This is a genomic window from Streptomyces sp. NPDC008150 (assembly GCF_042956945.1).
GTDB lineage: Bacteria > Actinomycetota > Actinomycetes > Streptomycetales > Streptomycetaceae > Streptomyces.
The window spans coordinates 114983-127518 of record NZ_JBIBHJ010000008.1 but is presented as its reverse complement, the minus strand read 5'-3'; the positions used below and the strand labels follow the sequence as shown (position 1 = coordinate 127518).

12 protein-coding genes are annotated in these 12536 nt (G+C 72.3%); 2 read left to right on the top strand and 10 right to left on the bottom strand.

Annotation, left to right across the window (positions count from 1 at the left end):
- Positions 1-109 precede the first annotated feature (109 nt).
- The 7 genes from ACFZA0_RS20945 to ACFZA0_RS20915 all read right to left on the bottom strand — a co-directional run bounded on the left by ACFZA0_RS20945 (position 110) and on the right by ACFZA0_RS20915 (position 7110).
- On the bottom strand, positions 110-787 hold the full coding sequence (locus tag ACFZA0_RS20945) for an LAETG motif-containing sortase-dependent surface protein (RefSeq protein WP_391019467.1): 678 nt from the start codon (positions 785-787) through the stop codon (positions 110-112).
- 180 nt (positions 788-967) lie between these two features.
- Positions 968-2131 carry an LOG family protein gene (locus ACFZA0_RS20940; RefSeq protein ID WP_391018979.1) on the bottom strand — a complete coding sequence of 388 codons (1164 nt, stop codon included), beginning with the start codon at positions 2129-2131 and terminating at the stop codon, positions 968-970.
- A gap of 121 nt (positions 2132-2252) precedes the next feature.
- Positions 2253-2666, bottom strand: a complete 414-nt coding sequence (locus ACFZA0_RS20935) for a VOC family protein (RefSeq protein WP_391018976.1) — start codon at positions 2664-2666, stop codon at positions 2253-2255.
- Positions 2667-2794: 128 nt separating this feature from the next.
- Positions 2795-4276, bottom strand: coding sequence for a hypothetical protein (locus ACFZA0_RS20930; RefSeq protein ID WP_391018974.1), 1482 nt, complete (start codon positions 4274-4276; stop codon positions 2795-2797).
- Positions 4258-4998 (bottom strand): ATP-binding cassette domain-containing protein, encoded by a 741-nt coding sequence (locus ACFZA0_RS20925; RefSeq protein WP_391018971.1) that lies wholly within the window; start codon positions 4996-4998, stop codon positions 4258-4260. Before ACFZA0_RS20925 ends, ACFZA0_RS20930 begins: the two co-directional genes overlap by 19 nt.
- 235 nt (positions 4999-5233) lie before the next feature.
- The gene (locus ACFZA0_RS20920) at positions 5234-6616 is read right to left on the bottom strand and encodes an aspartate aminotransferase family protein (protein ID WP_391018969.1); all 1383 of its coding nucleotides are present in this window, start codon (positions 6614-6616) and stop codon (positions 5234-5236) included.
- The gene (locus tag ACFZA0_RS20915; protein WP_391018966.1) at positions 6601-7110 is read right to left on the bottom strand and encodes an Lrp/AsnC ligand binding domain-containing protein; all 510 of its coding nucleotides are present in this window, start codon (positions 7108-7110) and stop codon (positions 6601-6603) included. The genes ACFZA0_RS20920 and ACFZA0_RS20915 overlap by 16 nt, the downstream gene beginning before the upstream one ends.
- A 193-nt stretch (positions 7111-7303) precedes the next feature.
- Here ACFZA0_RS20915 and ACFZA0_RS20910 point away from each other — a divergent pair, with 193 nt between their 5' ends.
- Both ACFZA0_RS20910 and ACFZA0_RS20905 read left to right on the top strand, forming a co-directional pair.
- Complete coding sequence (locus tag ACFZA0_RS20910) at positions 7304-8752, top strand: aminobutyraldehyde dehydrogenase (protein WP_391018963.1); 1449 nt, start codon at positions 7304-7306, stop codon at positions 8750-8752.
- Positions 8753-8973: 221 nt separating this feature from the next.
- Positions 8974-10173 carry an extracellular solute-binding protein gene (locus ACFZA0_RS20905; protein ID WP_391018960.1) on the top strand — a complete coding sequence of 400 codons (1200 nt, stop codon included), beginning with the start codon at positions 8974-8976 and terminating at the stop codon, positions 10171-10173.
- Positions 10174-10250: 77 nt separating this feature from the next.
- Here the strand turns inward: ACFZA0_RS20905 and ACFZA0_RS20900 are convergent, their stop codons facing one another.
- From ACFZA0_RS20900 to ACFZA0_RS20890, 3 genes are all read right to left on the bottom strand, one after another.
- Positions 10251-10643, bottom strand: a complete 393-nt coding sequence (locus ACFZA0_RS20900) for a DUF805 domain-containing protein (RefSeq protein ID WP_391018958.1) — start codon at positions 10641-10643, stop codon at positions 10251-10253.
- Positions 10644-10747: 104 nt separating this feature from the next.
- A complete protein-coding gene (locus ACFZA0_RS20895) occupies positions 10748-11035 on the bottom strand; it encodes a hypothetical protein (protein WP_391018955.1) in 288 nt (95 codons plus the stop codon).
- A gap of 289 nt (positions 11036-11324) precedes the next feature.
- Positions 11325-12497, bottom strand: coding sequence for a serine hydrolase (locus tag ACFZA0_RS20890; RefSeq protein WP_391018952.1), 1173 nt, complete (start codon positions 12495-12497; stop codon positions 11325-11327).
- Positions 12498-12536 lie beyond the last annotated feature (39 nt).

The window sequence follows — 12536 nt, the reverse complement described above, 5'->3', positions numbered from 1 at the left end:
GGCTGGAAGCCGCCCCCCGGTGCGCGCAGCCCCCGCGACAGCCGCCCCCACGCCGACGGCCCGCCCCCCGTGAGGGGCGGGCCGCCGTGCAACGCAGTTGTGCGGAGCGTCAGTTGCTCGCTCCGCGGCGGCGCATGCCGAAGAAGACGGCTCCGCCGCCCACGACGACGAGCGCGATCGCGATGCCCGCGATCAGCGGGGTGTTGGAACTGGCGCCGGTCTCGGCGAGGTTGGACTCACCGGCGGCCGGGGACGGCGCGTTGCTCGCGGCGGCGGCCGGGGCGGTGGTGCCCTCCGACGCCGGAGCGGTCGGGGTGTCCGAGGCGGCCGGGGTCGACGCGGTGTCGCTCGGCGTGCCGGTGTCGGTCGGCGTCGGCGTCGAGGACTCCGGCGCGCACGACGTGGACGGGGCGGTCACGTTGCCCTTGATGTCCTCGTCGACGATCTTGCCGGCCACCACGTGGACGCGGTAGACGGCGCCGGGCTTCCAGTCCTCGTCGAAGACGATGGTGGTGCCGGTCTTGGAGCCGGTGACCTGCTGGCTGCCGATCTGCTTCGCGTCCGCGCCGTTCTCCTCCAGGTACACGGAGACGGTCGCCGCGGTGCGGGAGGAGTCGATGTCGGTGACGCTGATGACACCCTTGGTGCCGTCGCACTTGGCTTCGGCCTTGAAGTCGCTGATGTTGCAGGCGAGAGCCTGGCCCGCGACGCCGACCGCCAGTGCGGCGGACGCCGAGGCGACACCGAGCGCGCGCAGGGTCCGTCCGGTTCTGCGGGATATGGAGATGGCCACGTTTGCCCTTCACGGGATGCACAACTGAGGGGGGTTGAGGGGGAGATGACCCGGCGCCGGGAGTGGGACCCCCCTGCCCCGTTTCACCGCCCCCAAGAGACACACAGGTCTATAAGCGTTTCGTAAGGTGTGTCAATCCGTGGGCCCCGCAAGGGCGTTGGCTTTGCCGGGTTATTAATCCCCGAGACGTTTCAGGGCGTCCGAAGCGTCATCGATCCGGTCGACCAGGGCGATACGGGACTCCATCGCCCGATCCCGGGCGAGAGCCCGCAGCAGCGGCCAGGCCGGCAGGTCCTCGGTCCAGTGGGCGCGGTCCACGAGCACCATGGGGGTGGGCTCTCCCCGCGAACCGTAGTAATTGGGCGTGGCGTTGTCGAAGATCTCCTGCACGGTGCCGGCCGCGCCCGGCAGGAACACGACGCCCGCCGTGGACCGGGCCAGCAGTCCGTCCTCGCGGGTCGCGTTGGCGAAGTACTTCGCGACGTGCGAGGCGAAGGCGTTCGGCGGCTCGTGCCCGTAGAACCAGGTGGGGATGCCCACCGAGGGCCCGCCGCCCGGCCAGGCGGCCCGCACCGCGAACGCGGCGTCCGCCCAGTCGGTGACGGACGGTGCGAACGACGGTGTGCCGCCCAGGAGTTGGAGCGCCTCGTCGAGCATGCCGTCGGGGAACGGGGCGGCGTACGCGCCCAGGTTCGCCGCCTCCATCGCGCCCGGCCCGCCGCCCGTCGCGACGGTCAGCCCGGCCCGCGCCAGCGAGCGCCCCAGGCGTGCCGCGCCCGCGTAGGCGTCCGTGCCGCGCGCCATCGCGTGACCGCCCATGACCCCCACCACCCGTTGCCCGGCGAGGAGTTCGTCGAGCGCGTCCGACACGGCGTCGTCGTGGACGGCGCGCAGCATCGACGAGAAGATGTCCCCGTCGGCCTTCGTGCGCTGGAACCACGCGTACGCGCGGGCGTCGGGCGTGCTGTCGTAGCCGCCGGCCAGCCCGGCGAACAGTTCGTCGGGCGTGTAGACCGCGCCCCGGTACGGGTCGAAGGGCAGCCCCGGCACGGGAGGGAAGACCAGGGCGCCGCGGGCGCGCACCCGGGCCGCGGCCTCCGGGGTCATCGGGCAGCCGAGGAAGACGGCGCCCTCGGTCTCGGCGGCCAGCAGCACCTGCGTACGGCCGGTCAGGTCGACGGCCTGGAAGCGGTGGTGGGCCAGGGTGCCCCCGCGCGCGACGAGCGCGTCGAACTCGGCGAGGGTCTCTATCTCCCGGTCGTCCGGCGCGGCGGGGGTGTCCGGGAGGGCGCCGGGCGCGGACGGTCCGGGGGCGGGGGCGGCGGGTGTCTGATGCATCCGCCCATGCTAGGGAGTGGCCCCGCCCGCCCGTGCGGGGCGGCGGGGATTCCCGTCCGGCTCGCCGACTCCCGTGCGCGGAGCGGCGGTTGGGGCCCGATGGGGCCCGGTGGGGGCCGGTTCAGCCCTGCACGACCGCCGGGTCCATCCACATGACCTCGAAGGTGTGCCCGTCGAGGTCGTCGAAGGCGCGGCCGTACATCTGGCCGTGGTCCTGGGCCTCGCGGGGCTCGGTGCCGCCCGCCGCGAGTGCCCTCCCGACGAGTTCGTCGACCTTGTCGCGGCTCTCCGCGCTCAGGCACAGCAGCACCTCGCTGGTGCTGACGGAGTCGGCGATGTCCTTGGTGGTGAAGTCGGCGTAGCGCTTCTTGGCGAGCAGCATCACGACGATCGTGTCGCTGATGACGACGCTCGCGGTGTCGTCGTTGCTGAACTGCTCGTTGATCGGGTACCCGAGCGCGGTGAAGAAGGCGCGCGAGGCGGCCACGTCGTCCACCGCGAGGTTCACGAAGATCATCTGCTGGTACGTGGACATGGGGTCCTCCTCGGTCGCCGCGTCACCCTGTGGTGCCGTCGGACAATGAGACCGGGGCCCGGCGCCGAACTCATCGGTGCCGGGCCCCTCGGTTGCCGGTCTCGCGGTCGCGCCGTCCGGGGAGGCCGTCAGCGGGCCAGGGGGGTGGCCGCGAGGGCGGAGATCACCAGGGTCAGCGGACCGAACACGGCGATCAGCACCCCGGCGCGCAGCGCCGCCGCCCACCGCAGAACGGTCGCCGGCGCCCCGAGCCGGACCAGCGCGGCCGTGGTGTCCGCCCGGTCCTGGCGGGCCTCGACGGCCGCCGTCAGCAGCGTGGCGACCGTGCAGCCGGTCACCAGGATCCCGCCGAGGGTCACCAGGGGGCCGAGCGAGGGCCGGCCCGCCCCCGCGAGCGCGGCCGTCGCGTAGCCGCCCGCGATCACCGCGCACACCACGCCCAGCGGGCGCCCGATGCGGTTCGCCTCCGTCATCAGCACCCGGCCGGCCAGCAGCCGCAGGGCGCCCGGCCGCACCGCCTGGAGCAGGCGGCCGCACAGGTGCACGAGGCCGGGCCCCGCCAGCGCCAGGCCGAACGCGGTCATCAGCCAGCCGCCGAGCACGCCCACCGGGCCGCTCGACAGACCGCCGGGCACGACGAGCCCGGACCCGGCGGCGGTGCGGCTCGCGTACGTCTCGACGGCGAGGCCGGCCGCCAGTACGGCCACGCCCCACGGCAGGGTGCCGGGCGCGGGGCGCGGCACCGGGGCGGTGAGCGCGTCGGCGTCGGCGAGGGCGTCGGCGACGGCCGGTCCGTCCGCCACGGCGACGGCGGACGCGTCGGGCACCGGCCGGGGGACGGCGAACGTCTCCACGCCGACGGCGTTCGCGGAGGCGGCCGTCGGGGCCGCCGTCACGGCCGCCGTCGTGGGCGCGTCCGCGCTCACCGCGTCCGGGGCGTCGGCCGCCCCCTTCGCGCCCCTGCCGCCGGTGCGGCGGTCGCCGCGGCGCAGGCGCGCGCCGAAGCGTCCGTACGCGCCGAACGTCTCACGGGTCCCCGCGCGCCCGTACGCGCCGAACCTGCCGTACGTGTGCGCCTCGTCCCGGCGGGCCGGGCGCACCGCCGCGCGGGGCCGCAGCACCAGGGCCGCCGCCAGTGACGAGGCGGCCGGGACCATGGCGAGGAGGGTCAGCGTGGCGGGCAGCGGCAGGGGTTCACCGGTGGCGAGGAACTCGGGCCCGCCGGCGGACGGCGCGCCGGTCACGCCGCCGCGCAGATCGACGAAGAGCAGCAGCGCGAGGGCCGACCCGGCCAGGCAGGACAGGGCGGTGGTCGCCGCGGAGACCGCCATCAGACGGCCGGGGCCCAGGCCCACCGCGGACAGCCCGGGGCGGGGGCGGGTCGCCGGGTCGGTGCGGGCCACCGCGACCGCGAAGTGGACGGTGGCGGCGAGCGGCACCGCGCACCAGGCGAGCCGCAGCGCCGCGCCCGCGGGGGCCTCCGGGTGGATCAGGGCGTGACCGAGGACGCAGAGCAGCAGGAACCCGGTGCCCGCGGACGCCAGCGCCACCAGGGTCCGGCGCAGCAGCACGGCGGGGCGGGCGCCGCGGGTCAGACGGAGAGCGAGCACGCGGCCCGGCCTTCCGACTCGGCGACCGGCGGCAGGTGCACGGTGTGCACCCGGCGCCCGTCGAGCAGCGCCACCGTGCGGTCGGCGAGCGCCGCGGTCTCGGCCTCGTGGGTCGCGAGCACGACCGTGATGCCGTGCGAGCGGGCCGCGGTGGTGAGGGTGCGCAGGACGTGCAGCCGGTCGGCGCGGTGCAGCGGCGCGGTCGGCTCGTCGGCGAACAGCACGGTCGGCGCGGGGGCGAGCGCGCGGGCGATGGAGACGCGCTGCCGGTCGGCCTGGCGCAGTTCGTGCGGGCGGCGGCGGGCCAGGTCCCCGATGTCGAGGCGTTCCAGCCATTCCAGGGCCGCGGCCTTGGCGCGCCGGCGGCCGGTGCCGCGCAGCATGAGGGGCAGGGCGGCGTTCTCCCAGGCGTTCAGTTCGGGGACGAGCACGGGGGCCGGGTCGATCCAGCCGAACCGGTCGCGGCGCAGCCGCTCCCGGGTCAGCGTGCCCATGGTGTGCACGGGCACGCTGTTGAACCAGACCTCGCCGCGCTGTGCGGGCAGCAGCCCGGACAGGCAGCTCAGCAGGGTCGTCTTGCCGCTGCCGCGCGGGCCGGTCACGGCGAGGATCTCGCCCTCCCCGACGCCCAGCGAGACGCCGCCGAGCGCGGGGGAGCCGTCCTTGTGCTGGAAGTGCAGGGCGCGTGCCCAGAGCACGTCGTTGTCCGGCGGGGCCACCATGGGCGTAACACCTCGGTTCAGATCACAGCCGCGCGGAATGCCGGATGGAATCCGCGAGTCCCCCGTGCGGGGGAACGAAGGCAGGGCCGATCGGTCACTGGGCACGCTAGGTATTCGGTGGCGCGGGGCCGGACAGCACGCGGCCCCGGGCCGCCCATTCTCACTCGAACGGGCGGCACCGGGGCCGGTGTTGATCATCCAGAAGGAAGATCGGAGCGTCTGGCGCCCCTGGGGGCTACAGCTTCGTCCACGCCTCGGTGAGGGTGGCGCGCAGGATCTGCTCGATCTCGTCGAAGGTCTCCTGGTTGGAGATCAGCGGCGGGGCGAGCTGGACGACCGGGTCGCCGCGGTCGTCGGCACGGCAGTACAGGCCGTTGTCGTAGAGCGCCTTGGAGAGGAAGCCGTACAGGACGCGCTCGGTCTCCTCGTCGGTGAACGTCTCCTTGGTGGCCTTGTCCTTCACCAGCTCGATGCCGTAGAAGAAGCCGTTGCCGCGGACGTCGCCGACGATCGGCAGGTCGTGCAGCTTCTGGAGGGTCGACAGGAACGCGCCCTCGTTGTCGAGCACGTGCTGGTTGAGGCCCTCGCGCTCGAACAGGTCCAGGTTGGCGATGCCGACCGCGGCGGAGACCGGGTGGCCGCCGAAGGTGTAGCCGTGCAGGAAGGTGTTGTCGCCCTTGTAGAACGGCTCGGCGATGCGGTCGGAGATCACGCACGCGCCGATCGGGGAGTAGCCCGAGGTCATGCCCTTGGCGCAGGTGATCATGTCCGGGACGTAGCCGAACTTGTCGCAGGCGAACATCGTGCCGAGGCGGCCGAACGCGCAGATCGTCTCGTCGGAGACGAGCAGCACGTCGTACTGGTCGCAGATCTCGCGCACGCGCTGGAAGTACCCGGGCGGCGGCGGGAAGCAGCCGCCCGCGTTCTGCACCGGCTCCAGGAACACGGCGGCGACGGTCTCGGGGCCCTCGAACAGGATCTGCTGCTCGATCTGGTCGGCGGCCCAGCGGCCGAACTTCTCCGGGTCGTCGCCGAACAGCGGCGCGCGGTAGATGTTGGTGTTCGGGACCTTGTGCGCGCCCGGCACCAGCGGCTCGAAGGGGGCCTTCAGCGCGGGCAGGCCGGTGATGGACAGGGCGCCCTGCGGGGTGCCGTGGTAGGCCACCGCGCGGGAGATGACCTTGTACTTCTCGGGCTTGCCGGTCAGCTTGAAGTACTGCTTGGCGAGCTTCCACGCGGTCTCGACGGCCTCGCCGCCGCCGGTGGTGAAGAACACCTTGTTGAGGTCGCCGGGCGCGTAGTCGGCGAGCCGCTCGGCCAGTTCGACGGCCTTCGGGTGGGCGTACGACCACACCGGGAAGAAGGCCAGTTCCTGGGCCTGCTTGAACGCGGTCTCGGCGAGCTCCGTGCGGCCGTGGCCGGCCTGGACCACGAACAGACCCGCGAGACCGTCGAGGTAGCGCTTGCCCTTGTCGTCGTAGATGTAGGTGCCCTCACCCCGGACGATGGTCGGGACGGGGGCGTTCTCGTACGAGGACATGCGGGTGAAGTGCATCCACAGGTGGTCGTACGCGGTTCGGCTGAGGTCCTTGGTGCTCACGGCTATCGGGTTCCCCACATGTAGGTCTGCTTCTTGAGCTTGAGGTAGACGAAGCTCTCGGTGGAGCGCACACCGGGCAGCGCCCGGATGCGTTTGTTGATGACGTCCAGCAGGTGGTCGTCGTCCTCGCAGACGACCTCCGCGAGGATGTCGAACGAGCCCGCGGTCATCACCACGTACTCGACCTCCGACATCGCGGCCAGCGCACCGGCCACCGGATCGAGGTCGCCGTCGACGTTGACGCCGACCATCGCCTGGCGGCGGAAGCCCACGGTGAGCGGGTCCGTCACGGCGACGATCTGCATCACGCCCTGGTCGAGCAGCTTCTGCACGCGCTGGCGCACCGCCGCCTCGGACAGGCCGACGGCCTTGCCTATCGCGGCGTACGGTCTGCGGCCGTCCTCCTGGAGCTGCTCGATGATGGCGAGGGAGACGGAGTCCAGGTGAGGACCGCCGTTCCTCGACTCGCGGAGGTCCCGGGAGTCCCTGAGGTCTGCGCTGCGACTGGCCACGCCTCACTGTGCACGACGATCCGGCACTTTCGCAAGGCGCTGGCGATGAAATCCGTCGTTTACGGCATCGAGTCTTGCGGATTTCGCAGGAATGACGCGATCCGGGGTGTTGAAAACGTGGAGCGGCGGACTAGGGTGGATGTCCCATCCGTGGGACCGAGATCCTGACGTCAGAACCCGACTGGAGGCCGCAGTGAGCACCGAGCTGCGTGGGCTGCGCACACTACGGAACTACATCGACGGGGAGTTCCGGGACGCCGCCGACGGACGGACCACCGAGGTGGTCAACCCCGTGACGGGCGAGGCGTACGCGACCGCACCCCTGTCCGGACCCGCCGACGTGGACGCCGCGATGGCGGCCGCCGCGGCGGCGTTCCCCGCCTGGCGCGACCTCACGCCCGCCGAGCGGCAGCGCGCGCTGCTGAAGATCGCTGACGCGTTCGAGGAGCGCGCCGAGGACCTCATCGCGGCGGAGGTGGAGAACACGGGCAAGCCCGTCGGGCTCACCCGCTCCGAGGAGATCCCGCCGATGGTCGACCAGATCCGCTTCTTCGCGGGCGCGGCCCGGATGCTGGAGGGCCGCTCCGCCGGCGAGTACATGGAGGGCCTGACCTCCATCGTGCGCCGCGAGCCGATCGGCGTCTGCGCGCAGGTCGCCCCCTGGAACTACCCGATGATGATGGCCGTGTGGAAGTTCGCCCCGGCGCTCGCCGCGGGCAACACCGTCGTCCTCAAGCCGTCCGACACCACCCCCGCCTCGACCGTGCTGATCGCCGAGATCATCGGCTCGGTCCTGCCCAAGGGCGTCTTCAACGTCATCTGCGGCGACCGCGACACCGGCCGCGCGATGGTCGAGCACCCCACCCCGGCGATGGCGTCCATCACCGGCTCCGTGCGCGCCGGCATGTCGGTCGCCGAGTCGGCCTCCAAGGACCTCAAGCGCGTCCACCTGGAGCTCGGCGGCAAGGCGCCCGTCGTCGTCTTCGAGGACACCGACATCGCCAAGGCCGTCGAGGACATCTCGGTCGCGGGCTTCTTCAACGCCGGCCAGGACTGTACGGCCGCCACCCGCGTCCTGGTCCACGAGTCGATCCACGACGAGTTCACCGCCGCCCTCGCCAAGGCCGCCGCCGAGGCGAAGACCGGGCAGCCGGACGACGAGGACGTGCTCTTCGGCCCCCTCAACAACGCCAACCAGCTCAAGCAGGTCGCCGGCTTCGTCGAGCGGCTGCCCGCCCACGCCAAGGTCGAGGCCGGCGGCCACCGGGTCGGCGACAAGGGCTACTTCTACGCCGCGACCGTCGTCTCGGGCCTCAAGCAGGACGACGAGATCATCCAGCAGGAGGTCTTCGGCCCGGTCATCACCGTGCAGTCCTTCACGGACGAGGACCAGGCCGTCGAGTGGGCCAACGGCGTCGAGTACGCGCTGGCCTCCTCGGTGTGGACCAAGGACCACTCCCGCGCCATGCGGATGTCCAAGAAGCTCGACTTCGGCTGCGTGTGGATCAACACCCACATCCCGCTGGTCGCCGAGATGCCGCACGGCGGCTTCAAGAAGTCCGGCTACGGCAAGGACCTCTCCGCGTACGGCTTCGAGGACTACACCCGCATCAAGCACGTCATGACGTCGCTGGACGCGTGAGCCGCGCGGGCGGGCGCCGAGCCCGCCCGCCGTGCCGTCGCCGCGGCCCCGGACGGGACATCTCCCGTCCGGGGCCGCGGTGTTGGGCGCCCGCGTCCCGCCCGCCCGCGCTGATTAACACGACGGGAACCTCCGAGGTCGACAAGGTGTGCGGGTCCCCTCCGGTCCGCTCGACGCAGCGTCCATTGCCCGCCCCGCGGACGGCGCGACATGCTGCCCGCATGCCCCAGACGTCGCAGAGGTCCCCCGTGTCTCCTGTCTCCCGCCGGTCCCTGCTGCGCGCCCTCGGCGGCACCGCGGCCCTCGGCACCCTCGCCGGCTGCGGCGTGCCCGCCGCGTACGTCAAGCCCGGCGACCGGGCCGCCGCCGACGTGTCCGCCAGCGACCACAAGCTGGTGTTCGCCAACTGGCCCCTCTACATCGACACGGACGACGACGACACGTCCAAGCGCCCCACCCTCGACTCCTTCGAGAAGCACAGCGGCGTCACCGTGGACTACACGGAGGAGATCAACGACAACGACGAGTTCTTCGGCAAGATCAGCCCGGCGCTGATGAACCACCAGCAGACCGGCCGCGACCTCATCGTCATCAGCGACTGGATGTGCGCCCGCTTCGTGCGGCTCGGCTGGGTCCAGGAGATGGACCGCGCGAAGCAGCCCCACATCACCAAGTACCTTGACCCGCAACTGCTTTCGCCCGCCTTCGACCGGGGCCGCAAGTACACGGTGCCGTGGCAGTCGGGCATCACCGGCATCGCGTACGACCGCAGGCGGCTGGGCCGCGAGGTGCGCAGCGTCTCCGACCTGTGGGCCGCGGACCTCAAGGGGCGCGTCACGCTGCTGTCCGGCATGGACGAGGCGTTCGCGCTGCTGATGCAGGGCAACGGCGTCGACATCACGAAGTGGACGGCCGACGACTTCCACCGGGTGTGCGACCAGGTGGAGAAGCTCGTCCGCGCGGGCCAGATACGCCGGTTCACCGGCAACGACTACACCAAGGACCTGGTCAGCGGCGACGTCCTGGCCTGCCAGGCCTACTCGGGCGACGTCATCCAGCTCCAGGCCGACAACCCCGACATCCACTTCGTGGTCCCCGAGGAGGGCGCGGAGCTGTGGTCGGACTCCCTGATGATCCCCAACCTGGCCCGGCACAAGAAGAACGCGGAAGAACTCGTCGACTACTACTACCGCCCCGACATCGCCGCGGAGCTCGCCGCCTGGGTCAACTACGTGTGTCCCGTCCCCGCCGCCCAGGACGTCCTCGCCGACTCCAAGGACAAGGACACGGCGGCCCTCGCGGCGAACCCCCTGATCTTCCCGGACGCCACGATGCGCAAGCACCTGGCGATCGCCCGCGACGTCACGTCGAAGGAGCGCTCCGCGTTCGCGAAGCGGTGGAACGCGATCGTGGGGCTGTGAAACGACGAGCGCTCCGGTCGGTGCGGTGCACCGACCGGAGCGCTCGTCGAGGGGCCCCGGAAAGGGAGCCGGCCGTGTCAGGCCTGGTACGGGTTCGGGTAGCCCTGCTGCGGGCCGGCGACGGCCTTGGGGCTGGGGCCGTACTGGTTCGGGGCCGGCTGGCTGTCGAGCAGGGTGAGCACGAACAGCCAGATGCCGCCGACGAACGGCACGAGCACGATGAAGATCCAGCCGCCCGAGCGGCCGGTGTCGTGCAGGCGTCGCACCGTGAGGGCGATCACCGGCAGCAGGGTCGCCAGGAAGTACAGGCCGTAGAGGATCGCGAAGATCTTGGCGCCCGTCACACCGGCCAGGACGGCCAGGACGGCGATGACGATGAAGTGGAAGAGCGCGAACATCCAGTACTCGGACCGTCTCGCGCGGCCCTCGAACGTCGCGTACTTCTTCAGGACGTCGGTGTAGTAATGCATGGTTCCCCCCAGGGACGGTGCGAAGTGGGTTGTACGGTCGGCGTGTTGCGACCAGAGCGCTTGAACGTAAGTGGCCGGGACGTCCAAGGTCAAGAACGTTTCGGTTACGGGTGCCCGGGGTCCTGACCGGCGATCCGTGCCAGGTGTTCGCCCAACGCCCGCAGGTCCGCGAGGCGTTCGGCGTCGTAGAGGAGCGGGTGCCGTCGCCCGCCCCGGGTGACGATGGTGAACCGGCGGAAACGGCGGCCTTCGCCGATCTCGATGCGGGGCCGTTCCCAGACGTGGAAGCGGGAGGCGTCGGTGAAGCCGAACACCTCCAGGACCCGCCCGTCGAAGCACAGCATCACGGTGTCGCTCACGGGGGTGTCGGGCCACGGGGCCGGTGCGGTCACGCCGGGACGCTAGCCGGTGTCCGCCTACCGGAGCGGACGGCAGGGTGAACGGCGGGCGAAGACAGGGGACTTCGGGCAGCGCCGCCCGTCTCGGACCGCGGCGGGCGGGGGGTCCCACGGAGACGCGGACCGCCGGCCACCGAGGCGCACGAGCGCCGGGTGAGCGGCGGTCCAGCCGAGCGGTCGGCGGATCCGCGACGGCGCCGTGCGCGGGCTTTCGTGTGCGCAACGGCACCACCGCACAAGGGAGTTGTGAGCCCGGCCGGGACGGTTCGCCCCCGCGCGCGTCCTACCGGGCGAGAGCAGCCATGACGATGCGTTCGGACACCGGGTTCATACCCTCGCCCTTCGCGTCCGTCGCGTTGACCGACTGGACCAGCGTGCGGCTCAGGTCGCGGGTGCCGCCGAGGACCACGCTGTAGCCGTACCGGGAGCCCGACTTGATCCAGTAGACGGTGCCCCCGTACTCGAAGCGCTGGAGACCCGCGCTGTACGTGGCGCCCTCGATGCCCGGCGGGACGGTGAACATCTCCTCCAGTGCCGCGCCCCGCACGATCCGTCCCCGGAACAGGGCGGTGAGCAGGCGCTCCAGGTCGGCGGTCGTGGAGATCATGTCGCCCGCCGCCCACCGGTCCGCCTGGTTCCATTCCGTGACGTCCACGAACCTCGTCGTGCCGTCGGCCTGTCGGACCGCCTGGTAGCCATGGTTGTGCGGGCCTCGGATGCGCGGGTCGGTGCCCGGGAAGTACGTGTCCCGCATCCCGGCCGGCCGCAGCACCCGACGGGTCGCCTCGTCGGCGTAGGAGTTGCCGGTCACCTTCTCGATCAGCAGCCCGAGAACCGTGTAGTTGACGTTCAGGTAGTCCTGCTCGGTGCCCGGCGCGAACTCCGGGCCCCTGGCCACCGCCGACGCCACCACGGCTCGCGGAGTGATCGTGTCGAAGCGGTGGGCGTACTGGCTCGCGAAGTCGTCCCCGAAGCCGTCACCCGCCTGGATGCCGCTGGTGTGGTCGAGCAACTGCCGTACGGTCACGGCCCGGAACGCCGGGCCGAGCAGACCGGGCAGATAGCGCCGCACGGGTGCGTCGAGCCTCACCCGTCCCTGGGAGGCCAGTTGGAGGACGACCGCCGCCGTCACCACCTTCGTCGTGGAACCGGCACGGAAGCGCGCGTCGGGATCGGCCGCCCGACCGCTCGCCAGGTCGTGCACACCCGAACTGCCCTGCCAGGAGGTGCTTCCGGAGCGCACGCGGACCAGCGCGGCCGTCGCGTCGGCGTCCGGGAGGCCGGCGAGGGCCTCCCGCAGGGCCGCCGTGTCGATGCCGGTCCCGGCCGGGGCGACGGAGGGGCGCGAGGGCGCCGCCTGCGACGCGGCGAGGGCGGGGGCCGCCGCGGCCCCCGTGGTCAGGGCCAGGACGAGGGAGGCCGCGAGGACGGTCGCGCGACGGGTGTGGCGGGGCACGGGAGCTCCTGTGGGTCGCCGGCTGCCGGTCCGCTGTTC